Source organism: Streptomyces sp. DG2A-72, from assembly GCF_030499575.1.
Taxonomy (GTDB): domain Bacteria; phylum Actinomycetota; class Actinomycetes; order Streptomycetales; family Streptomycetaceae; genus Streptomyces.
Genome location: NZ_JASTLC010000003.1, coordinates 56,638 through 82,537 on the forward strand (window position 1 = coordinate 56,638; position 25,900 = coordinate 82,537).

The window sequence follows — 25,900 nt, forward strand, 5'->3', positions numbered from 1 at the left end:
TCAAGGGCCGGTCAATCGATGTTCAGAACCCGTGTCGTTTCAGGTTGTTGAGAATTCGGCAAGGAAAGGACAGCCGAGCGTGATGACGAGTAAGGGCAGTTCCGCGGAGAACCAGGGTCCGCGTGCGGAGGAAAAGGCCGTCGCTGTCATCGGAATGTCCTGCCGGCTTCCGATGGCACCCGACCCAGGAGCTTTCTGGAACCTCCTGCGCAGGGGGGCGGACGCCGTCACCGACGTACCCTCCGAGCGCTGGGAGACCGTGGAGCCGCCCGCGCAGGCCGGGGTCCGCAGGGGCGGGTTCCTCGACGGCATCGGCGACTTCGACGCCGGGTTCTTCGGTATCTCGCCGCGCGAGGCGGCCGCCATGGACCCGCAGCAGCGGCTCGTTCTCGAACTGGCCTGGGAAGCTCTGGAGGACGCCGGGATCGTGCCGGCCGCACTGCGTGAGACCCGCGGTTCGGTGTTCGTCGGCACGATCCGCTCCGACTACGAGAGCCTCATCGGCCAGTACGGCGCCGCGGCCATCACGCAGCACACCATGACGGGCGTCAACCGGGGCATCATCGCCAACCGCGTCTCCTACCACCTGGGGCTGCGCGGCCCGAGCCTCACCGTCGACACCGCCCAGTCGTCCTCCCTGGTCGCCGTGCACCTGGCCTGCGAGTCGCTGCGCAGCGGCGAGTCGTCCGTGGCCATCGCCGCCGGCGTCAACCTCAACATCCTGGGCGAGACCGCCCTCACCGAGGAGCGTTTCGGCGGCCTCTCCCCCGACGGCGTGGCGCGCACCTTCGACGCCGACGCCAATGGGTTCGTACGCGGCGAGGGCGGCGGCGCCGTCATCCTCAAGCCCCTCGCGCAGGCCGTCGCGGACGGCGACCGCGTCTACGGTGTGATCCGCGCCGGCGCCGTCAACAACGACGGCGCCACCCCCGGCCTGACCGTGCCCAGCGGCGACGCTCAGCAGCAGGTCCTTCGCGAGGCGTACGACAAGGCGGGCATCGACCCGCGCCAGGTCCAGTACGTCGAACTGCACGGCACCGGCACCCCGGTGGGCGACCCCATCGAGGCGGGCGCGCTCGGCGGTGTCCTCGGCTCGGCCCGCGAGGACGGCGACCGGCTCCTGGTGGGCTCGGCGAAGACGAACGTCGGCCACCTGGAGGGCGCCGCGGGCATCACAGGCCTGATCAAGGCCCTGCTGAGCCTGAGCCACCGCGAGATTCCCGCGAGTCTGAACTACACCTCGCCGAACCCGGCCATCGACCTGGACGCGCTCGGCCTGTCCGTCGTCGAAGAGCTCACCAGCTGGCCACACCCGGACCGTGAACTCGTCGCGGGCGTCAGCTCGTTCGGCATCGGCGGCACGAACTGTCATCTGGTGCTCACTCAGGCTCCGGCACCGCAGACCCTGGCAGCTGCCGAGGAGGTCCGGCCCACCGCAGGCGTACTGCCGTGGCCGGTCTCCGGCCGCGGCCCCGACGCGCTGCGCGCGCAGGCCGCCAAGCTGCGGGACTTCGTAGCCGCCGGCACCATCGATCCGGCCGCCGTTGGGCACGCCCTTTCGACCACCCGTACCGCCTTCTCCGACCGCGCTGTGGTCCTCGGCGGTGATCGCGAGACCCTCCTCGCCGGCCTCGAAGCCCTCGCCGCCGGCCGCCCCTCGCAGGAAGTCGTCACCGGCTCCGCGCAGGAGGGCCGCACGGCGTTTCTGTTCACCGGGCAGGGGGCCCAACGGCCCGGTATGGGACGGGAGTTGTACGACGCCTTTCCCGTCTTCGCCGAGGCCTTCGACGCCGTGCTCAACGAGATCGGAGGCGAGCTGCGGGAGGTGATCTGGGGCGAGGACGCGGAGAGGCTGAACCGTACGGAGTTCACCCAGCCCGCGCTCTTCGCCCTCGAGGTCGCGCTGTACCGCCTGGTCGAGTCATGGGGCATCAAGCCCGACTACCTCGCCGGACACTCCATCGGCGAAATCACCGCCGCACATGTCGCCGGGGTACTGTCCCTGCCCAATGCGGCCCGACTAGTCACCGCACGCGGCAAGCTGATGCAAGCCCTCCCGCAGGGCGGAGCGATGGTGGCCCTGCAGGCCACCGAGGACGAAGTCCTCCCCCACCTCACCGACGCCGTCACCATCGCCGCCATCAACGGCCCAGACGCCCTCGTCATATCCGGCGACGAGAACCAAGCCCTCACCATCAAGACCCACTTCGAGGCCGAAGGCCGCAAAACCACCCGCCTGAAGGTCTCCCACGCCTTCCACTCGCCCCTCATGGATCCCATGCTCGACGAGTTCCGCGAGGTGGCCGCATCACTCACCTACAGCGAGCCGACCATCCCGGTCATCTCCCATGTCACCGGACAGCTCGCCACCGACCTGACCGACCCCGAGTACTGGGTGAGCCATGTCCGCAAGACCGTCCGATTCGCCGACGGCATCGGGTACCTGGCGTCCCAAGGCGTCACCACCTACCTCGAACTCGGACCCGACGCCGTCCTGACCGCGCTGGTCGGGAACACGGTGCAGGGCCCAGGCCCCGCCGCCGTGGCGGCGTTGCGCAAGGGACGCGGGGAAGTGCGGGCCGTGCTGACCGCACTCGCCTCCGTGCACGTCCGGGGCACTGACGTGGGCTGGGGGGCGTTCTACGACGGGACCGGTGCGCAGCGCGTCGCCCTGCCCACGTATGCCTTCCAGCGCAGCCACTACTGGATCGGCGGCAGCCGCGCCGAGCGCGCCGAGCTGCCCGCGACGGCGGAGAGCGGGCCGTCGGCTCCCGTCGCCGCGCCGCGCGGTGAGATGGGCGCACGGCTCGCCGGCCTTTCCGAGAGCGAGCGCGACCGGGCCGTCACCGACCTGGTGACCGAGCAGATCGCGGCGGTCCTGGAGTACGCGCCGGGCCAACGCGTCGACCCCCGGCTGCCGTTCAAAGACCTGGGCTTCGACTCGCTGATGTCGGTGGAGCTGCGCAACCAGCTCGGCACCGTCACCGGCCTCGACCTGCCCAGCGGCCTGCTCTTCGACCATCCGACGCCCGCCGCGCTCGTCGCCTGCATCAGCGCGGAGCTGCTCGGCGCGGGCCCGGACGACGCCGATGAGTTCACGGCCGGTGCCACGGACGGCGCCGCCGAGCCGATCGCCATCGTCGGCATGGCCTGCCGCTACCCGGGCGGCGTCGCCTCGCCCGACGACCTGTGGCGCCTCGTCGCCGAGGGGCGGGACGCGATCTCCGGGTTCCCCGGGGACCGCGGCTGGGACGAGGACCTGTACGACCGGGACCCGGAGCGCTCCGGCAAGAGCTCGGTGCGCGAGGGCGGCTTCCTGCACGACGCCGGCCTCTTCGACGCGGGCTTCTTCGGGATCTCCCCGCGCGAGGCCCTGGCCATGGACCCGCAGCAGCGCCTCCTCCTGGAGACGGCATGGGAGGCCGTCGAGCAGGGCGGTCTCGATCCGCGCGGCCTGAACGGCAGCCGCACCGGTGTGTTCGTCGGTGCCACCGCCCTGGACTATGGGCCGCGCCTGCACGAGGGCCCGCCGAGCGTCGAGGGCCATCTGCTCACCGGCTCCACCAACAGCGTCATGTCCGGCCGGATCGCCTACCAACTGGGCCTCCTCGGACCCGCGGTGACGGTGGACACGGCCTGTTCGTCGTCGCTCGTGGCCCTGCACATGGCGATACGTTCGCTGCGCCAGGGCGAGACGACCCTGGCCCTCGCGGGCGGTGTCACCGTGATGTCGCAGCCCGGCATGTTCGTGGAGTTCTCGCGCCAGCGCGGGCTCGCCGCCGACGGACGCAGCAAGCCGTTCTCCGCCGACGCGGACGGCACGTCCTGGGCCGAGGGCGTCGGCCTGCTCCTGGTGGAGAAGCTCTCCGACGCGCGCCGCAACGGGCACCAGGTGCTCGCCGTGATCCGCGGCTCGGCCGTCAACCAGGACGGCGCGAGCAACGGCCTCACCGCACCCAACGGCCCCTCGCAGCAGCGCGTCATCCGCCAGGCACTCGCCGACAGCCGGCTCACCACGGCCGACGTGGACGCGGTCGAGGCGCACGGCACCGGCACAAAGCTCGGCGACCCCATCGAGGCCGAGGCGATCCTCGCCACGTACGGCAGCGCCCGCGACGCGCAGCAGCCGCTCTTCCTCGGCTCCCTCAAGTCGAACATCGGGCACGCCCAGGCGGCGGCCGGTGTCGGCGGCGTCATCAAGATGGTGCAGGCACTGCGCAACGGCGTCCTGCCGCAGACCCTGCACGTCAGTGAGCCGACCGGGCACGTCGACTGGGAGTCGGGCACGGTGCGGCTGCTCACCGAGGCCCGTCCCTGGCCCACCGCCGATGGCCGCCCGCGCCGCGCGGCCGTCTCCTCCTTCGGCATCAGCGGCACCAACGCGCACATAGTCATCGAGCAGGCCGAGCCCAACGCGCCCGCCGGGACCAGGGCCGAGCCCGGCGCCGGTACCCGGAGCGCCCCGGCCCGCGACGCGTGGACCCTGTCCGCCCGCGACGCGTCCGGGCTCCGCGCCCAGGCCGCGCGCCTGCACGCCCACGTGTGTGCCGAGCCGGATCTGAGCCCCGCCGACATCGGCCTCTCCCTCGCCACCACCCGCGCCGCCTGGGAGGAGTGCGCGGTGGTCACCGGGTCCGGCAGCGAGGAACTGCTCGCCGGACTCGCGGCACTCGGCCGGGGCGAGACCGCGCCGGGCGTGGTCACCAAAACCGTCGGGGTCCCGGGCCGCACGGCGTTTCTGTTCACCGGACAGGGGGCCCAACGGCCCGGTATGGGACGGGAGTTGTACGACGCGTATCCCGTCTTCGCCGAGGCCTTCGACGCCGTACTGGAGGAGATCGACGGCGACCTGCGGGAGGTGATCTGGGGCGAGGACGCGAAGAGGCTGAACCGTACGGAGTTCACCCAGCCCGCGCTCTTCGCCCTCGAGGTCGCGCTGTACCGCCTGGTCGAGTCATGGGGCATCAAGCCCGACTACCTCGCCGGACACTCCATCGGAGAGATAGCCGCCGCCCACGTCGCCGGAGTGCTGTCCCTGACGGACGCCGCCCAACTGGTCGCCGCACGCGGCAGGTTGATGCAGTCCCTGCCCGAGGGCGGCGCGATGGTGGCTCTGCAGGCCACCGAGGACGAAGTCACACCCCACCTCACAGACCAGGTCACGATCGCCGCCGTCAACGGGCCGAACGCGGTCGTCGTCTCCGGCGACGAGACCCAAGCCCTCACCATCAAGGCCCACTTCGAGGCCGAAGGCCGCAAGACCACCCGCCTCAAGGTCTCGCACGCCTTCCACTCCCCGCTCATGGAACCGATGCTCGACGAGTTCCGCGAGGTGGCCGCATCGCTCACGTACAACGAGCCGCAGATCCCGGTCGTCTCGAATGTCACCGGACAGCTCGCCGACCGCCTCACCGACCCCGGCTACTGGGTGAACCACGTCCGCGACGCCGTCCGCTTCGCCGACGGCATCGGGTACTTGGCGTCCCAAGGCGTCACCACCTACCTCGAACTCGGACCCGACGCCGTCCTGACCGCGCTGGGGCAGCAGACCGCCGAGGACGCTGTCTTCGTGCCGCTGCTTCGCCGTGGCCGCGACGAGGTGCCCGAGGCCGTCGCCGGGTTCGCCCGGGCCGTGGTGCAGGGCGTGGCCGTGGACTGGGCGGGGTTCTACGACGGGACCGGTGCGCAGCGCGTCGAGTTGCCGACGTATGCCTTCCAGCGTGAGCACTACTGGCTGGTGGCCGAGGACCGTACCGACGCCCGCAGTCTCGGTGTCGACCCGGCCGGGCACCCGCTGCTCGCCACCTCGGTGGAGCTCGCGGACCGCGAGGAGCTGGTGTTCACCGGCCGGCTTTCCCTGAGCACTCACCCGTGGCTGGCCGATCACAGCATCAGCGGCACGGTGCTCGTACCGGCGACGGCGTTCCTCGAACTCGCCGTCGCCGCCGGGGACCAGGCCGGTGCCGGGCGGCTCGCCGATCTGACCCTTGAGGCGCCGCTGGTGATTCCCGAAGGGCGGGCCGTGCGTGTACAGGTCGTGGTGACCGCGCCGGACGCCTCGGGCCTGCGGCCGTTCAGCGTGCACGCGCGGCCCGACACCGGGGACGACGAGCCGAAGCCGTGGACGCGGCACGCCTCCGGCGCCCTGGACTCGGGGCCCGCGTCCGCGGCCGTGGCGGAGCTGCCGGGCCAGTGGCCGTCGGCGGAGGCGGTCGCGGCCCCGCTGGAGGGGGTGTACGAGCGGCTCGCGGGCCTGGGGTACGAGTACGGGCCCGCGTTCCAGGGCCTGCGCGGTGTCTGGCGGGCCGAGGGGCGGACGTACGCCGAAGTGGCGCTTCCGGCCGAACTGCACGAGGAGGCAGGCCGGTTCGGCCTGCACCCGGCGCTGCTCGACGCGGTCCTGCACCCCGTCGTCCTGGCGGCGGCCGACGGCGGGCGGCCCGAGGAGATCCGGCTGCCGTTCGCGTGGAGCGGCGGCATGCTGCTCGCCTCCGGGGCAAGCGCGCTGCGCGTCGTCGTCACCGAGGCGGGCCCCGACACGGTGCGGCTCGACCTGTTCGACACCGCGGGTGCGCCCGTCGCCGTCGTGGAGTCGCTGACGCTGCGCCCGGTCGCCAAGGACCGCATCGCGCCGCAGGCGCAGGGTCCAGGCGACGCGCTGTTCCACGTGGACTGGCCCGTGGTGGCCGCCGCGGACGGAGCGGGGCTGCGGATCGCCGAGCTCGGCGACGCCGGCGCGGACGCGCTGCCCGAGCCGGACGGCGCCGACGCGCTGCTCGTACGGATCGAAGGCGGTATCGAAGGCGGTGACACACTCGACGCCACCCACCGCACGGCTCAGCGGGCGCTCGCGGTGACCCAGGAGTGGCTCGCCGACGAGCGGTTCGAGGGCTCCCGGCTTGTGTTCGTCACCAGCGGTGCCGTGGGTGTGCTGTCCAGCGACGAGGTGCCGGGGCTCGCCGGGGCTCCGGTGTGGGGCCTGGTGCGGTCGGTGCAGTCCGAGCACCCGGACCGCGTGGTCCTCGTCGACGTCGACGGCGGCCCCGAAGCGGAGGGTCTGATCGCCGCGGCCGTGGCCACCGGTGAGCCGCAGATCGCGGTGCGCGGCGGTGAGTTGCGGGTGCCGCGGCTGACCCGGGAGGCCACCGGAGCGCCGGTGGGCGCGCCCGAGTTCGACCCGGAGGGCACGGTCCTGGTGACCGGCGGCACCGGTGGTCTGGGCGCGCTGTTCGCCCGGCACCTGGTGCGCGAGTACGGCGTCCGGCGGCTGCTCCTGACCAGCCGCCGCGGGCCACAGGCGCCGGGTGCGGCCGCGCTGACGGCCGAGCTCACCGGGCTCGGGGCCACAGATGTGACCGTGACCGCCTGTGATGTGAGTGACCGTCAGTCGCTGTCCGAGGTCCTTACGGGGCTGACACTCACCGGCGTGGTGCACACCGCGGGCATCCTCGACGACGCGACTGTGCATTCGCTGACCGCCGAGCAGCTGACGGCCGTCATGCGGCCCAAGGCGGACGCGGCCCGGCATCTGCACGAACTGACCGAGGGGCAGCCGCTGAAGGCGTTTGTGCTGTTCTCGTCGGTGTCGGGCATCAACGGCACCGCGGGGCAGGCCAACTACGCGGCCGCCAACACCTACTTGGACGCCCTTGCCGCGCACCGCCGCGCCCGTGGCCTGGCCGCCACATCCCTGGCCTGGGGCCTGTGGGACGGCACCCACGGCATGGGCGCCGGGCTCGGCGAGGCCCATCTGGCGCGCTGGACCCGGGCCGGTGTCGCTCCGCTCGCCCCGGACACCGGACTCGCCCTGTTCGACGCGGCGTTGGCGGGCGAGCAGGCCCTGGCCGTGCCCGCCAAGCTGGACCTGGCCCGCCTTCGGGCGGCCGGTGAGCTGCCGGCCGCGCCGCTGCGCGGCCTGGTGCGCAGCCGCCGCAGCGCCGCCCGGACCGCGGGAGCGGCCGGTGACGGCGGCGCGTGGGCCGGACGGATCGCCGCCTTGCCGGAGGACGAACAGCAGGGCGCCGTCCTGGAGTTGGTGCGCGGCGTCGTCGCCGGGGTGCTCGGGCACGCGGGCGCGGACCGGATCGAGCCGGAGCGGGCCTTCAAGGACATCGGCTTCGACTCGCTCGCCGGGGTGGAGCTGCGCAACCGGCTGACCGCCGCGACCGGTCTGCGGCTGCCCGCGACGCTGGTGTTCGACCATCCCTCGCCCGTCGCCCTCGCCACGTATCTGCACGGCAAGGCGGTGGACGGTACGAAGCCCGCCGCGGCGCCCGCGCCGGTGCGGCCAGGGGCGGTGGACGAGCCGATCGCGATCGTCGGCATGGCCTGCCGGTTCCCCGGCGGGGTGCGCTCGCCCGAGGACCTGTGGCGCCTGGTCGCCGAAGGCACCGACGCGATCAGCGAGTTCCCGGCCAACCGTGGCTGGGACCTGGACTCCCTGTACGACCCGGACCCGGAGAAGACCGGCACGTCCTACACCCGGCACGGCGGATTCCTGCACGAGGCCGACCAGTTCGACCCGGCGTTCTTCGGGATGTCGCCGCGCGAGGCGACGGCCACCGACCCGCAGCAGCGCCTGCTGCTCGAGACGGCATGGGAGACCTTCGAGAGCGCGGGCATCGACCCGGCCACGGTGCGCGGCTCGCGTACCGGGGTGTTCGCGGGCGCCATGTACGACGACTACGCGTCGCGGCTCGCGAAGAGCCCCGAGGAGTTCGAGGGCTTCCTGCTCGCGGGCAACCTGTCGAGCGTGGTGTCGGGGCGCCTGTCGTACACGTACGGCCTCGAGGGCCCCTCGATGACGGTGGACACGGCCTGCTCGTCGTCGCTCGTGGCGCTGCACCTGGCGGCGAACGCGCTGCGGCAGGGGGAGTGCGAACTCGCCCTGGCCGGTGGTGTCACCGTGATGTCGGGGCCGAACACCTTCGTGGAGTTCTCGCGGCAGCGCGGCCTGTCCACCGACGGCCGCTGCCGTTCGTTCTCCGCCGAGGCCCAGGGCACCGGCTGGGCGGAGGGCGTGGGCCTGCTCCTGGTGGAGAAGCTGTCCGACGCGCGCCGCAACGGGCACCGTGTCCTGGCCGTCGTCCGTGGCACGGCCGTCAACCAGGACGGCGCGAGCAACGGTCTGACCGCGCCCAACGGCCCCGCGCAGGAGCGGGTGATCCGCCAGGCCCTGGCCGCCGCCGGACTCCGCCCCGACGAGGTGGACGCCGCCGAGGGGCACGGCACCGGCACCAGCCTCGGTGACCCCATCGAGGCGGGCGCCCTCCTGGAGACCTATGGGCAGGACCGGCCTGAGGACCGGCCGCTGTATCTGGGCTCCCTGAAGTCCAACATCGGGCACGCGCAGGCCGCGGCGGGCGTCGGCGGCATCATCAAGATGATTGAGGCCATGCGGCACCGGGTGCTGCCGCGGACCCTGCACGCCGAGAACCCCTCGCCCCACATCGACTGGGACACGGGCGCGGTGGAGCTGCTCATCGAGCAGCGGCCGTGGCCCGAGACCGGGCGGCCGGCCCGCGCGGGTGTGTCGTCGTTCGGCATCAGCGGCACCAACGCGCATGTCGTACTGGAGCAGCCGCCGGCCGAACCCGCGGCCCCGGAAGCCGAGCCGGCGGGCGAGGACGGCGGCGTACTGCCGCTGCTGCTCTCCGCCAAGGACGAGGGTGCGCTACGGGCCCAGGCCCGGCGGCTGCACGCATACCTGACGGAGCGGCCCGAACTGCGGCCGGTGGACGCCGGGTTCTCCCTCGCCACCACGCGGGCCCGCCTGGAGGAGCGCGCCGCCGTCGTCGGCTCGGGGCGCGCGGAGCTGCTCGATGGGCTGCGGACCCTCGCCGAGGGCGGTCAGGCCGCGGGTGTGGTGCGGGCGGGCGCAGGCCGGCGCGGCCGCACGGCGTTCCTGTTCACCGGCCAGGGCAGCCAACGCCTGGGCATGGGCCGGGAGTTGTACGAGACAGAGTCAGTATTCGCTGCGGCCCTGGACGAGGTGTGCGCGCATCTGGATCGTGAGCTGCCGTACCCGCTCAAGGACGTGCTGTTCGCGCGAGCCGACTCGGCAACCGCGGCCCTGATCGACCAGACCGTGTTCACCCAGGCCGCGCTCTTCGCGGTGGAGACCGCGCTGTTCCGGCTCGCCCGGCACCACGGTCTGACCCCGGACTTCCTGCTCGGCCACTCCATCGGCGAGGTCACCGCCGCGCACGCCGCGGGGGTGCTCGACCTGGCCGACGCGTGCATGCTTGTCGCCGAGCGCGGCCGGCTGATGCAGGCGGCCCGTGAGGGCGGCGCGATGGTGGCGCTGCAGGCCGGTGAGGAGGAGGTGCGGGCGCAGCTCGCGCAGTACGACCCGCGGTCCGTCGCGGTCGCCGGGGTCAACGGGCCCAGGGCGACGGTGGTTTCGGGCGACGCCGGCCTGGTCGAGGCGGTCGCCGCGCACTGGCGCGAGCAGGGCCGCAAGACGAAGCGCCTGCCGGTCAGCCACGCCTTCCACTCCCCGCACATGGAGGAGGTCCTGGAGGAGTTCAGGTCGGTGGCCGCGGCCCTCACGTACCACGAGCCGCGGATCCCCGTCGTGTCGAACGTGACGGGTGAGCTCGCCACCGCCGAGCAGCTGGCCTCGCCCGGCTACTGGGCGACGCACATCCGGGAGGCCGTGCGCTTTCACGACGGCATCCGCTGCCTGGAGGCGCAGGACGTCACCGAGTTCATCGAACTGGGCCCCGGCGGGGTGCTGACCGCGATGGCGCGGGACTGCCTCACCGAAGAGGCGGGGCTGCTCGTGCCGGTGCTGCGCTCCGGGCGGTCCGAGCCCGGGTCGTTCGCGGCGGCCGTGGCGCAGGCACTCCTGCGCGGCGCGGACGCGGACTTCGCGGCGCTGTTCCCGGGCGCCCGGCGTGTCGAGCTGCCCACCTACGCGTTCCAGCACGGGCGTTACTGGCTGGAGGGTCCGGCCACGGCGGGTGACGCCGAGGGCTTCGGCCTGGTCTCGGCCGGGCATCCGCTGCTCGGCGCGGCGGTGCGGACCGCGGACCGGGACGCGTATCTGCTGACCGGCCGGATCTCACGGCGCAGCCCCGCCTGGACCGTCGACCACGCCGTGCACGACATGGTGCTCGTGCCCGCCACCGGGCTGCTCGAGCTGGCCCTGGCGGCCGGTGAACAGGTCGGCTGCGACCACGTCGTGGACCTCACGCTGTCCGCGCCGCTCGTCCTGCCCGAGGAGGGCGGGGTGCAGCTGCAGGTGGTCGTCGGCGAGTCCGACGCCGCCGGCGGGCGGCCGGTCACGGTCTACGCCAGGCCCGAGCGGGACGGCGCGGACGAGCCGTGGACGGCGCACGCCGAAGGCCTGCTCGTCGACGACGCGGCGCCGGGCACCGGGCTCACCGCCTGGCCGCCGCCGGGCGCCGCCGAGGTGGACCTCGACGGCGCCTACGAGCGGCTCGACGCTCTCGGCTACGGCTACGGTCCGGCGTTCCGCAACCTGCGGCGGGTATGGAAGGGCGACGGGGAGCTGTTCGCCGAGGTCGCCCTCGGCGATGAACTGCGCGCGTCCGCCGGGCAGTTCGGCCTGCATCCGGCGCTGTTGGACGCCGCCCTGCACCCGCTGCTCCCGGGCGTCACCGAGGAGGGCGGCACCTCGTGGCTGCCGTTCGCCTGGTCCGGGGTGAGCCTGTACGCCACCGGGGCCACGTCCCTGCGGGTGCGCCTGGCACTGACAAGTCCCGGGGACGGCTCCCTGCAGGCCGAACTCACCGTCGCCGACGGCACCGGCGCGCCGGTCGCGGCCGCCGAGTCGCTGCTGCTTCGCCCGCTGTCGAAAGAGGCGCTGCGCGAGGCCGGTGCGGCCGCCACACGTGACGGGCTGCTGCGGATCGGCTGGACCCAGCTGCAGGGCACGGCGGCCGGGTCCGGCGACACGGCCGACTGGGCGGTGCTCGGCGACGGCCCCGCGGGGCTCGGCCTCGACACCGTGTTCGCCGGCCCGGGCGCGCTCGGCGCCGCACTGGACGCGGGCCGCGCGGCCCCGCCGGTGGTGCTGCTTCCCGCGTACGACGGCGACGACGACGGCACACCGGTGCCCGAGCGGGCCCGGCGCGCCGTGCAGCGGACCTTGGAGTCGGTGCAGGCCTGGCTGAACGACGAGCGCGTAGCCGGCTCCCGGCTCGTGGTCGTCACCCGGGGCGCGGTGGCCGTCGGCGCCGAGGACGTGCCCGACCTGGTGCACGCCGGCGTGTGGGGCCTGGTCAGGTCCGCGCAGACGGAGAACCCGGACCGGCTCGTCCTGGTCGACCTCGACCCGGACGGCACCGCATCGGCGCCCGCCAAGGCCCTTGCCGCCGCGGTCGCGAGCGGCGAGGCGCAGGTCGCGGTGCGCGGCACCGCCCTGTCCGTGCCGCGCCTGGCCCGCACAAGGACGGAGACGGGGGCGGACGGGCCGCGCTGGGACACGGGCACGGTCCTGGTCACTGGCGCCACCGGCACCCTCGGCGCCGTGCTCGCCCGCCACCTGGTCACCGAACACGGCGCGCGCAGGCTGCTCTTGCTCAGCCGGCGCGGCCCGGACGCGCCCGGCGCGGCCGAGCTGCGCACGGAGCTGACCGGCCTCGGCGCCCATGCCGACGTCGTCGCCTGCGATGTGACGGACCGTGAGTCGCTCGCCGGAGCCCTGGCGGGCATCGGCGACGAGCATCCGCTGAGCGCGGTGGTGCACACCGCGGGCGTCCTGCACGACACCACGGTCGGACAGCTCACCACCGAGCAGCTGGCGCAGGTCCTGCGGCCCAAGGTGGACGCGGCCTGGCATCTGCACGAGCTCACCAAGGGCCAGGATCTGACCGCGTTCGTCCTGTACTCGTCGGTGGCCGGCCTGGTCGGCACCGCGGGGCAGGCCAACTATGCGGCGGGCAACACCTTCCTGGATGCGCTCGCCGCCCACCGTCGCGCCCAGGGCTTGCCCGGCACCTCCCTGGCCTGGGGCCTGTGGGGCGAGACCAGCGCCATCTCCGGCGGGCTCGACGAGACGGATCTGCGGCGCCTGGCCCAGCTGGGGCTGCTGCCGCTCGCCACCGGGGACGCGATGGCCCTGTTCGACACGGCGCCCGCCACCGGCGAGGCCGTGCTCGCGGTCAGCCGTCTGGACACGGCGGCGCTGCGCGCCCGCGGCGACCGGCTGCCGCCCGTTCTGCGGGCGTTGGCGCCCGTGGCGCGGCGCGGCAGGGCCACGGCGAGCAGCGCGGCCGCGGGCGCCGCGGCGGGCGAGGAGCCCTTGGCGCAGCGGCTCGCCGCTCTCGCAGGCAGCGACCGGGAGCGGTTCCTGACGGATCTCGTACGCGCCCAGGTGGCGGCCGTGCTCGGGCACGGCGACCCGGGCGGCATCGCGCCCGACCGGGCATTCCAGGAGCTCGGGTTCGACTCGCTGACCGCGGTGGAGCTGCGCAACCAGCTGAACCGTGCGACCGGTCTGCGGCTGCCCACCACACTCGTCTTCGACCACCCCTCACCGCAGGCCCTGGCCGGCTATGTGCTGGGCGAACTGGCCATCGAGGAGACCTCGACGGCCGATCCCGTCCTGGCCTGCCTCGACGGCCTGGAGACCGCGATCGGTTCGGCCGCCCCCGACCAGGAGGCGCGGGACCGCATCACGGCGCGGCTGCGGGAGCTGCTTGAAGCGGCCCAGTCGACGGGCACCGGCGGCGCGCAAGAGGCCGCGGACGACTCGGACCTGGACGCGGCGAGCGACGAGGAACTCTTCGCGCTCCTCGACGAGGCGGAGTGAGGTGAACGACTCGTGGCCGAACCATTCGTAAGTCTCGTGGCCGAACCATTCGTGAATCAAGCCCGTCCGGCGGTTGAGGACGAGCCCGCAGGGCGATCTGCCGGTGCCACGGACGACGGTGCGCGTCACAGTCCGCGAGACACCGCCCCCGTACACCGCACACACCAATTCCCGGGAGCTGAGTGAACCGTGGCTGATGAGGCGCAACTGCGCGACTACCTCAAGAAGGCCATCGCCGACGCGCGCGACGCCAAGCGCCGCCTGCGCGAGGTCGAGGACAAGGCGCGCGAGCCGATCGCCGTCGTGTCCATGGCCTGCCGCTATCCGGGCGGTGTCACCTCACCCGAGGAGCTGTGGGACCTGGTCGCCAAGGGGACGGACGCCGTGTCCGGGTTCCCCGCGAACCGTGGCTGGGACCTGGAGCGGCTCCATGACAGCGACCCGGAGAAGGCCGGCACGTCGTACACCCGCGAGGGCGGGTTCCTGCACGACGCGGACCAGTTCGACCCGGAGCTGTTCGGCATGTCGCCGCGCGAGGCGCTCGCCGCGGACCCGCAGCAGCGCCTCCTCCTGGAGACCGCGTGGGAGACCTTCGAGCGGGCGGGCCTCGATCCGCAGTCGCTCAAGAGCAGCCGCACAGGTGTGTTCACGGGCGTCATGTACAACGACTACGGCTCGCGGCCGCATCTGCCGCCGGAGGGCTTCGAGGGCTATCTGTTCAGCGGCAGCGCGGGCTCCATCGCGTCCGGGCGGCTCTCCTACACGTACGGCCTCGAAGGGCCCGCCGTGTCGGTGGACACCGCCTGCTCGTCGTCCCTGGTGGCGCTGCACATGGCGGCGAACGCACTGCGCCGCGGCGAGTGCGACCTGGCCCTGGCCGGGGGCGCGACGGTGATGTCGACGCCGATAGCGTTCATCGAGTTCTCCCGTCTGCGCGGGCTCGCCGCCGACGGGCGCAGCAAGTCCTTCGCCGCGGCCGCGGACGGCACCGGCTGGGCCGAGGGCGTGGGCCTGCTGCTTGTGGAGCGGCTCTCGGACGCGCGCAGGAACGGGCACGACGTGCTCGCGGTGATCCGCGGCTCGGCCGTCAACCAGGACGGTGCGAGTAACGGCCTGACCGCGCCCAACGGCCCCGCGCAGGAGCGCGTCATCCGTCAGGCCCTGGCCGACGCCGGACTCACCCCGGCGGACATCGACGCCGTCGAGGCCCACGGCACCGGCACCCGCCTCGGTGACCCGATCGAGGCACAGGCGCTGCTCGCCACGTACGGGAAGAGCCGACCCGAGGGCCGGCCGCTGTATCTGGGCTCCCTGAAGTCCAACATCGCGCACGCGCAGGCCGCGGCGGGCGTCGGCGGCATCATCAAGATGATCCAGTCGATGCGCCACGGCGTGCTGCCCAAGACCCTGCATGTCGACGAGCCCACGCCGATCGTCGACTGGGAGGCGGGCGACGTCGAGCTGCTCACCGACGCCCGCTCGTGGACCACCGAGGACGGCCGCCCCCGGCGGGCCGCGGTCTCCTCCTTCGGCTTCGGCGGCACTAACGCGCATGTCGTCGTCGAGGAGGACCAGGCGCCTGCCCCGGAGGCGGAGCGGCCCGAGGCGCAGCCGGCGGCCGTGCTGCCGGGCGCGGTGCCGTGGCTGGTGTCGGGCAAGACGGCGGGCGCGCTGCGCGACCAGGCCAGGCGGCTGTACAGGTATGTCAACGCGTCCCAGGAACTCGCCTGCCCCAACGTGGGGTTCACCCTCGCGACCGGCCGGGCCGCCCTCGACCACCGGGCCGCGATCACGGCCGCGAGCCGCGACGAACTGCTCGCGGGCCTGCGCGCCCTGTCGCAGGACACCACGCATCCGACGCTGCTGCGCGGCACCCGCGGCAGTGGCCGCACGGCGTTTCTGTTCACCGGGCAGGGCGCCCAACGCATCGGTATGGGGCGGGAGTTGGCCGAGGCGTTCCCGGTGTTCGCGCAGGCACTCGACACCGTGGCGGCGGCGCTCGACCCGCATCTGGAGCGCCCGGTCCTCGAGGTGATCGCGAGCGGCACCGACCTGGACGCCACCGGGTTCACGCAGCCGGCACTGTTCGCCGTCGAGGTGGCACTGTTCCGGCTCGTGGAGTCCTGGGGCGTGAAGCCGGACTATCTGGCCGGGCACTCCATCGGTGAGATCGCCGCGGCGCATGTCGCGGGGGTGCTGTCCCTGGGGGACGCGGCGAAGCTCGTCACGGCCAGGGCGCGGCTGATGCAGGCGCTGCCGCCGGGCGGCGCGATGGTCGCCGTGCAGGCCGCCGAGGAGGAGGTGGCGCCGCTGCTCGCCGGGCGCGAGAGGGAGGTGGCCCTGGCCGCGGTCAACGCGCCGCAGTCCCTGGTGGTCTCCGGCGACCAGCATGCCGTGCACGACATCGCGGCCAAGCTCCAGGAACAGGGCCGCAAGACGAAGCGCCTCACGGTCAGCCATGCCTTCCACTCGCCGCACATGGAGCCGATGCTGGCCACGTTCCGCAAGGCGGCGGCCGCGTTGACGTATCACGCGCCGCGTATCCCGGTGGTCTCCACGCTCACCGGCCGGGCCGCCACGGGCGACGATCTGACCACCGCCGACTACTGGGTGCGCCAGCTGCGCGGCACGGTCCGCTTCGCCGACGCCCTGCGCACCCTGGAGGCCGAGGGCGTCACCACCACCCTCGAGCTCGGCCCCGACCCGGTGCTCACCGCCCTGGCCACGGCCACCATGACGTGTGCGGTGCCGCTGCTTCGCCGGGACCGGCCCGAGCCATCCACGGCCACCGCGGCCGTGGCCGCGCTGCACACCCACGGCACGCCCGTCGACTGGCAGGCCTACTACGGCGCCACCGGGGCGCGCCGGGTGCCGCTGCCCACGTACGCCTTCCAGCACCAGCGCTACTGGCTGGACCAGCTGCCCGCCAAGTCCGGTGCCCTGGAGTGGGGTGCGGAGGGGCATCCGCTGCTCGGCTTCCCCATCACGGTGGCCGGCACCGGACAGACCGTGTTCACCAGCCGGGTGTCGCTGCGCACCCACCCGCAGCTCGCCGACCACCAGGTGCTGGGCCGTGCGGTCCTTGCGCCGGCCGCGCTGGTGGAGCTGGCGGTGCGGGCCGGGGATCTGATCGGCCGGTCCACGGTCGCGGAGCTCGATCTGCTGACCCCGCTGGTGCTGCCCGAAGAGGGCGCCGTACAGGTCCAGTTGAGGGCCGACGCGCCCGCCGACGACGGCAGCCGCCGGCTTTCGGTGTCGGCCAGGCCCGACGACCCGGAGGCGGAGTGGACGCTGCACGCCGAGGGCAGCTACCTCGGCGGTACGCCCGCACCCCCGGCCGCCGCGCAGGCGGGCGGCGAGGGCGGCGAGCGCACCGAGGCCCGGCTGCCCGCAGAGCTGCAGGCGGAGGCCGGCACCTACGGCCTGCACCCGGTGCTCCTCGACGCGGCCCTGCCGGGCTTCACCGCCGGACCGGGCGCGGACGGAGTGAAGGTGCCCGCCCGCTGGAGGGGCATCCGGCTGCACGCCACCGGCGCCACGGCCGTCGAGGCCCGCACCACCCCGCTCGGCAAGGACACCGTGGCACTCCAACTGGCCGATGTGTCCGGCGGGTTGATCGCCACCGTGGACTCCGTGACATACCGCGAGTTCCCCGCCGAGAGGTTCGCCGCCGCGCAGTGCGCGGGCCGGGACGCGCTGTTCGAGCTGGCCTGGGTGCCGGCGTCGCTGCCGGAGCGGTGCGAGCAGCCCGCGTGGGCGGTGATCGCTCCCGGCGAGACGGGCGAGGACCGCTACGAGGACATCGGCGCCGTCGCCGAGGCGCTCGCCTCCGGGCGGCCCGTCGACGCCGTCCTGCTGCCCTGGCCCGCCACACCCGGCGCCCCGGACACGGCCGTGCGCGCCGCGACCGGGCGCGCTCTCGACGTCGTACGCGAATGGCTCGGCGACGACCGGCTTGAAGGGACGCCGCTGGTCGTGGTGACCTCGGGCGCGGTCGCCGCGGGCCCGCAGGAGGATGTCACGGATCTGGCCGGTGCCGCCGTGTGGGGTCTGCTGCGCTCGGTGCAGTCCGAGGCCCCTGACCGGTTTGTCATCGCCGACGCCGACACCGACGCCGTGGCCGCCATGCGGTCGTTGGCGTCCGTGGTCACCGGCGGCGAGCCGCAGGCCGCGGTGCGCGGCGACGCCGTGCTCGTGCCGCGCCTGAAGCGGGTCTCGGCCACCGAGGACGGCCCGGTGCCGGCCTGGGGCGGCGACGGCACCATACTGATCACCGGCGGCACGGGCGCGCTGGGCGCCGAGTTCGCCCGCCATCTGGCCGCCGAGCACGGCGCCAGGCGGCTGCTGCTGCTCTCCCGCCGCGGTGAACAGGCCGACGGCGCGGCCGACTTGGCGGCGGAGCTGCGCGGCCTCGGCGCCGAGGCGGTGTTCGCGGCCTGTGACGCGGGCGACCGGGATGCGCTCGCCGCCGTCCTGGCCGCCATCCCCGCCGAGCACCCCCTGACCGCCGTCGTGCACACGGCAGGCGTCCTCGACAACGGCCTGGCCCGGGGACTGCGCGAGGAGCAGTTCGACGCCGTCCTGCGGCCCAAGGCCGACGCGGCCTGGCATCTGCACGAGCTGACCCGCGAGGAGAACCTGTCGGCGTTCGTGCTGTTCTCCTCCGCGGTGGGCGTGCTCGGCGCGCCGGGGCAGGCCAACTACGCGGCCGCCAACGCGTTCCTCGACGCGCTCGCCGCGCACCGCCGCACCCTCGGCCTGCCCGCCTCCTCGCTCGCCTGGGGCGTGTGGGAGCAGGGCGGGATCAACGCGCGCCTCGACGAGAAGGACCTCAACCGGCTTGCCCTGGGCGGCTTCACACCGCTCACCCGGGCCGAGGGCCGGGCCCTGTTCGACCGGGCCACGGCCGACGACCGGGCCGCTCTGGTCGCCATGCCGGTGGACCTGGCCGCGGTGCGGTCCCAGGCCCGGATCCCGGCGCCGCTGAGCGACCTGGCCGGTGCGGGCGGCCGCCGGATCGCCAAGTCCGCCGCTCCCCACACCCCCGCCGCCGCCCAACTGCCGGAGCGGCTCGCCGAGTTGACCGAGCGGGAGCAGGAGCAGCTGCTCTTCTCGCTGGTCCGCACGGACGTGGCGGCCGTGCTCGGGCGCACCGACCCCGACGGCATCGAGCCCGAACGCGCCTTCCAGGAGCTGGGCTTCGACTCGCTGACCGCCGTCGAGCTGCGCAACCGGCTCGGCACCGTGACCGGCCTGCGGCTGCCGACAACGCTGGTCTTCGACCACCCCAACCCCGCGTCCCTCACCAGCTATCTGCGGGAGCGGCTCACCCCACAGGAGCCCGATTCCCAGGAGGTCTTCCTCACCGCGCTCGACCAGCTCGAGGGCCTCGTACCGGCCCTCGACGGCGACGCCGAGGCCTGGTCCACCGCTGTCTCCTCGCGGCTGCGCGCCCTGATCGGGCGCGTGGAGTTGGCCGCGGCGGGCGCAGCGGGCGCCGAGGACGGCGCCGACGCGGCCGAGGCGCTCGCCTCGGCGTCGGTGGACGAGATCTTCAGCTTCATCGACAACGAACTCGGCTCCTTCGGCCACTGATCCGCCCCCTTCCTCGTCCAAGGAGAGTCAGGAACGCGATGTCCAACGAAGAGAAACTGGTCGACTACCTCAAGCGGGTCACGGTCGATCTGCAACGGGCGAACCGCCGCATCGCCGAACTGGAGGCGGCGGAGGCCGATCCCATCGCCGTGGTCGGCATGGCCTGCCGCTTCCCGGGCGGTGTGGCCTCGCCCGACGGGCTGTGGAGGCTGGTCGAGCGCGGCACCGACGCCATCTCCCCCTTTCCCTCCGACCGCGGCTGGGACCTTCAACGGCTCTACGACCCGGACCCGGCCAAGCCCGGCACGTCCTATGCCCGCGAGGCCGGATTCCTGGACGGCGCGGCCCAGTTCGACGCGGGCTTCTTCGGGATCTCGCCGCGCGAGGCCGCGGCGATGGACCCGCAGCAGCGCGTCCTCCTGGAGACCGCGTGGGAGACCTTCGAGCAGGCCGGGATCGACCCGACCTCGCTGCGCGGCAGCCGTACCGGCGTGTTCGCGGGCGTCATCGAGCAGAGCTATCTGGATCTGGAGGGGCCGCACGAGTTCGAGGGCTATCTGCTGACCAGCAAGCTCAGCAGCGTCGCCTCGGGCCGGATCTCCTACACGTTCGGCCTCGAGGGCCCGGCCGTGTCGGTGGACACCGCCTGCTCGTCGTCGCTCGTGGCGCTGCACCTGGCGGCCACGGCGCTGCGCCGCGGCGAGTGCGAACTGGCACTCGCGGGCGGTGCCACGGTGACGGCGACGCCGGGCGGCTTCGTGGACTTCTCCCGGCAGGGCGGGCTCGCGCCCGACGGGCGGATCAAGTCGTTCGCCGACGCGGCCGACGGCACGTCCTGGTCGGAGGGCGTCGGCCTGCTGCTCGTGGAGAAGCTGTCGGACGCCCGCAGGAGCGGACACAAGGTCCTCGCGGTGATCCGCGGCTCGGCCGTCAACCAGGACGGCGCGTCCAACGGCCTCACCGCCCCCAACGGGCCGTCCCAGGAGCGGGTGATCCGCCAGGCCCTCGCGGACGCCGGGCTCGCCCCCGCCGACATCGACGCCGTCGAGGCGCACGGCACCGGCACCCGCCTCGGCGACCCCATCGAGGCGCAGGCCATCCTTGAGACGTACGGCCAGAACCGGCCCGGCGGGCGGCCCCTCTACCTGGGCTCCCTGAAGTCCAACATCGGCCACACCGTGGCCGCGGCGGGCGTCGGCGGCGTCATCAAGATGATCAAGGCCATGCAGCACGGTGTGCTGCCCAAGACGCTGCATGTGGACGAGCCCACGCCGATGGTCGACTGGGAGGCGGGCGCGGTCGAGCTGCTCACCGAGACCAGGCCCTGGCCCACGGTGGACCGGCCGCGCCGCGCCGCGGTCTCCGCGTTCGGCGTGAGCGGCACCAACGCGCATCTCATCCTGGAGCAGGCGCCCGCCGACGAGCCGCAGGAGCGTCCCGCGCCGCCGCCGGCCGGCACCGCCCCGTGGCTGCTCTCCGGGCGCACCCCCGCGGCGCTTCGCGAGCAGGCCGAGCGCCTTCACACGCACCTGGCGCAGCGCGAGTTCTGCCCGCTCGATGTGGGCCACTCCCTGGCCACCGGACGGGCCGCCCTCGACCACCGCGCCGCGATCACCGGCGCGGGCCGCGACGAACTCCTCGCGGGCCTGCGGACGCTCGCCGACGACGGCACGCACCCGGGCCTGATCCGGGGCACCCGCGCAAGCGGGCGCACCGCGTTCCTCTTCACCGGCCAGGGCGCCCAACGCCAGGGCATGGGCGGCGAGTTGTACACCGCCTTCCCGGTCTTCGCGCAGGCCTACGACGAGGTGTGCGCGCAGCTGTCGAAGCATCTGGACCGGCCGATCTGCGAGGTCACCGCGACCGGCGCGGGCCTGGACTCCACGGCCTACACACAGCCCGCCCTGTTCGCCATCGAGGTGGCGCTGTTCCGGCTCGTGGAGTCCTGGGGCATCACCCCCGACTACCTCGCGGGCCACTCCATCGGGGAGCTCGCCGCCGCCCATGTCGCCGGAGTGCTCTCCCTCGAGGACGCCTCGGCCCTGGTCGCCGCGCGTGGCCGGCTGATGCAGGCCGCCCGCCCCGGCGGCGCGATGATCGCGATCCAGGCCCCGGAGGACGAGGTCGCCGCGAGTCTCGACCCGTACACCGGCCGCCTGACCGTCGCGGCGGTGAACGGCCCGACCGCCGTGGTGATCACGGGCGACGAGGACGCCGCCGACACGGTCGCGCAGCTGTGGCGGGAGCGCGGCGCCAAGACGTTCCGGCTCACCGTCAGCCATGCCTTCCACTCGCCGCACATGGACGGCGTCCTGGATGAATTCCGGCAGGTCGCGGCGGAGTTGACGTACCAGCAGCCGCGGATCCCGGTCGTCTCGACGCTCACCGGGCGCCTCGCCACCGGCGACGACCTGACCTCGCCCGACTACTGGGTGCGCCAGCTGCGCGGCACGGTCCGCTTCGCCGACGCCCTGGACACCCTGGCCGCCGAGGATGTCACCACCACTCTCGAACTCGGCCCCGACCCGGTGCTCACCGCGCTCGCCTCGGCGAGCATGGCCGGCGCGGTGGCGATGCTCCGCCGCGACCGGCCCGAACCGGCCGCCGTCACCAACGCCCTGGCCACGCTGCACACCCACGGCACGCCCATCGACTGGCGGGCGTTCTACGAGCCGACCGGCGCCCAGCGCGTCGACCTGCCCACGTACGCCTTCCAGCACCAGCGCTACTGGCACGACGTGACGGCCGCGGCGGAGCAGAGCACCGGGCTCGGCCTGCGCGCCACCGGGCATCCGCTGCTCGGCCCGGCCGCGCCCGTCGCGGGCGCCGACCAGGCGGTGTTCACCAGTCGGGTGTCGCTGCGCACCCACCCGTGGCTGGCCGACCACCGGGCGCTCGGCCGTCCGGTGCTGCCCCCGGCCGCCCTGGTGGAGCTCGCGGTGCGCGCGGGCGACGAGTTCGGGGCCACCTCGCTCGACGAACTCACCGTGCACAGGCCGCTGGTGCTGCCGGAGAGCGGCGCCCTGCAGCTGCAGGTCGGCGTGGGCACCCCGGACGAGGAGGGGCGGCGCGCGGTGACCGTGCACAGCCGCCCCGACGACGCCGACGCCCCCTGGACCGCGCACGCCCACGGCACGCTCGGCGCCACCGCGGCCGGCGCGCCCTTCGACCTTGCCGTATGGCCGCCGGATGACGCCGAGGAGATCGCGCTCGACCAGGTGTACGCGGACTTCGAGGGCGCGGGTCTGGTGTACGGCGAGGCGTTCCGCTCGCTGACCGGTCTGTGGAGCCGCGAGGACGCGCTCTTCGCCGAACTGCGCCTGCCTGAAGGGGCGTCAGCCGGGGACTTCGTGCTTCACCCGGCGGTACTGGACGCGGCGGTGCGACCGGTGGCGTTGAGGGCGACGGCGGGCGCTGGGCCGCCGCTCGCCGTGAAGTGGCGCGGTGTGCGGGTGTACGCGTCCGGGGCGTCGGTCCTGCGGGTCGAGATAAGCTCCTCCCCGGCCGGAGAGGCACAGGTGCGACTCGCCGACGGGGCCGGGCAGCCGGTCGCCGAGGTCGGTTCGGTGGCCGTACGGACCGTCACCGGGGCCGAGTTGTCCGCATCCTTCGGCCGTCATGAGGACGCCCTGTTCCAGATCGACTGGACGCCGCTGGCGCTGCCACCGGCCCTGGGCGACGCTCCGGATGCCGCTTGGGGTGTCCTGGGCACGCACGAGGCCGGAGCCGTCGGCTTCGCGAGCCCGGCTGAGGTGAGCGAGGCCGTCGCGCGGGGGCGGGCGCCGCGGTTCGTCCTCCTGCGGCCGCTGGCTCCTGCGGACTCAGCGCCGCACGCTGCCCATCAAGTGACGCAATACGTCCTGGAATTGGTGCAGGAGTGGCTGTCCTACGAGCACCTGGAGGAGACTCCCCTGGTGGTTCAGGTCTCGGGCGCGATCGCGACGGCCGCTCAGGACGACATCACCGAGTTGCCGGGCTCCGCGGTCTGGGGCCTGCTGCGCTCGGCACAGTCGGAGCACCCGGGCCGAATCGTCCTGATCGACACGGACGAGCCCGGCGCCGCCACGGACACCGTGACCGCCCTCGTGACCTCCGGTGAACCCCAGGCCGCGATCCGCGCGGGCCGCGTATACGTACCGCGCCTGAGCAGGACCTCACCGCAGACCCGTACCAGCCCCGTGGTCTGGAGCTCCGAAGGAACAGTCCTGATCACCGGCGGCACCGGCAGTCTGGGCGCGCTCTTCGCCCGTCACCTCGTCATCGAGCACGGGGTGCGCCACCTGCTGCTGACCAGTCGCCGGGGCGCACAAGCCGCAGGGGCAAGGGAGTTGGAGCAGGAGCTGACCGGACTCGGCGCACGGGTCACGATTGCCGCATGCGATGCCGCCGACCGGGACGCGCTCGCCGCCGTCCTGGCCGCCATACCCGCCGAGCACCCGCTGACCGGCGTCGTACACACGGCCGGCGTGCTTGACGACGGCCTGATCACCTCGCAGACCCCGGATCGGCTGCACGCGGTCCTCCGCCCCAAGGTCGACGCGGCCTGGCATCTGCACGAACTGACCCGCGACGCCAACCTGTCGGCGTTCGTGCTGTTCTCCTCGGTCGCCTCCGTCGTCGGCGGCCCCGGCCAGTCCCCGTACGCCGCGGCCAACCACTACCTGGACGCCCTGGCCCAGCACCGCCGCGCCCAGGGGCTGCCGGCCTCCTCGATCGCCTGGGGCCTGTGGCAGCAGAGCGGCGGCATGAGCGGCAATCTCACGGAGACCGACCTGAGGCGCATCGCCCGCACCGGGTTCAAGCCCGTGCCCGAGGAGCAGGGTCCCGCGCTGTTCGACGTGGCCGTCGGCCTGGAGCGGGCCGCGGTCGTGGCGACTCCGGTGGACCTGGCGGCTCTGCGGGAGCAGCGCGGACCGGTCCCGGCGATCCTCTCGGCGCTCTCCCGGACACCGGGACGGCGCATCGCCGCGGCCGGTCCACGGCTTTTTGTATCCCTCGCCGAGATCCTCTCCGGCCTGGACGAGACGGAGCAGGAGCAGGCCGTCCTGGAGCCGGTGCTCGACCGCATCGCGGAGGTGCTCGGCCATTGCGACACCTCCGCCCTCGACGTGGAGCAGCCGCTGACCTCGCTCGGCTTCGACTCGCTGACCTCGGTCGAACTACGCAATCGCCTGGGCGAGTTGACGGGCAGCAAACTGCCCGCGACGTTGGTCTTCGACCACCCGACGCCGGCCGCGCTCGCCGCGCACATCAAGGGTCTGCTCCTGGGCGGCGGATCACCGCAGGAGTCCGCGGAATCCACCGTCGACTTCGCGGCGGAGATCCGTCTGGACGACGACATCAGGCCCGCCGTCCAGACGGTCACCGTGGCCGACGACCCGAGGGAGATCCTCCTGACCGGCGCCACCGGTTTCCTGGGCGCTTTCCTGCTGCGGGACATGATGCGTACGACGGATGCCACGGTGCACTGCCTGGTGCGCGGCATGAACCGTGAGGACGCGCTGGGACGCCTGCGGGCCAACATGGAGTGGTACCGCTTGTGGGACGCGGTGGACGAGGAGCGCCTCAAGATCCACGTCGGCGATCTGGCGGAGCCACGTCTTGGCCTGTCCGACGACGAATTCGACACCCTGTCCCGCACGGTCGACGTCGTGTACCACAACGGAGCGCACGTGCATTGGCTGCACCCGTACACCACCCTGCGCGCCGCGAACGTCGGCGGCACCCAGGAAGTGCTCCGGCTCGCGGCCCGGCACCGCACGGTTCCCGTGCACTACGTCTCGACCGTGGGCGTCTTCGACGGCCCGCGCGAGGACGGCGAGCCGCTGAAGGCGACCGACCCGACCGGCCCCGCGGAGCTGCTGCCCAGCGGCTATCTGCAGAGCAAGTGGGTGGCGGAGCAGATCATCGAACTCGCCCGTGACCGGGGTCTGCCGGTCTCCGTGTACCGGGTCGACGTGATCTCCGGCGACACGGTGAACGGCGCCTGCCAGACCCGGGACTTCGTCTGGCTGAGCCTGAAGGGCATCCTGCAGTCCGGGGCCGCGCCGGCCGGTGTCGACGGCCGCTTCCACCTGCTGCCCGTCGACTACGTCAGCGGCACCATCCTCACGGTGTCGCAGCAGGCCGAGTCCGCGGGCCGCACCTTCCATCTGTTCAACCACAGCTCCCTGAGCCTCGCCCAGTGCGTCGAGAATCTGCGCCGACTCGGCTATGACCTGCGGGAGTTGGACTGGTCGCAGTGGCGAGACCGGGTCCAGGCGGACCGCGACAACGCGCTGCAGCCCCTGCTGCACGCCTTCGAGATGATGACGTCCGACACGGACGCCTTCTACCCGCCGATCGACACGTCCGAGACAGAGGTGGCGCTCACGGACACCGATGTGAACTGCCCGCCGCTGACCGCGGAATTGTTCACGCGGTACGCGGAGTTCTTCGTGGAGGTGGGTCACTTCCCCCAGCCGCGGGAAGGTGCGCTGCAGCAGGCGGCCTGAGGCGGGTGGCCGCCAGCGGATGAGACGTCGG

General features: G+C 73.6%; 3 protein-coding genes. All 3 read left to right on the forward strand.

The window, feature by feature from the left end; all coding sequences use genetic code 11:
- Window positions 1–82 precede the first annotated feature (82 nt).
- Window positions 83–13,780: a type I polyketide synthase gene (locus tag QQY66_RS49540; protein ID WP_301988017.1), complete on the forward strand. Its 13,698-nt coding sequence runs from the start codon at window positions 83–85 to the stop codon at window positions 13,778–13,780.
- A 189-nt stretch (window positions 13,781–13,969) separates the two neighbouring features.
- Window positions 13,970–19,375, forward strand: coding sequence for a type I polyketide synthase (locus QQY66_RS49545; protein ID WP_301987918.1), 5,406 nt, complete (start codon window positions 13,970–13,972; stop codon window positions 19,373–19,375).
- 38 nt (window positions 19,376–19,413) lie between these two features.
- Window positions 19,414–25,869, forward strand: a complete 6,456-nt coding sequence (locus QQY66_RS49550) for a type I polyketide synthase (protein WP_301987919.1) — start codon at window positions 19,414–19,416, stop codon at window positions 25,867–25,869.
- Window positions 25,870–25,900 lie beyond the last annotated feature (31 nt).

Excerpts from the sequence above, each read along its gene's own strand:
- QQY66_RS49540 (WP_301988017.1), top strand. The coding sequence starts at position 83 with ATGACGAGTAAGGGCAGTTCCGCGGAGAACCAGGGTCCGCGTGCGGAG.
- QQY66_RS49550 (WP_301987919.1), top strand. The coding sequence starts at position 19,414 with ATGTCCAACGAAGAGAAACTGGTCGACTACCTCAAGCGGGTCACGGTC.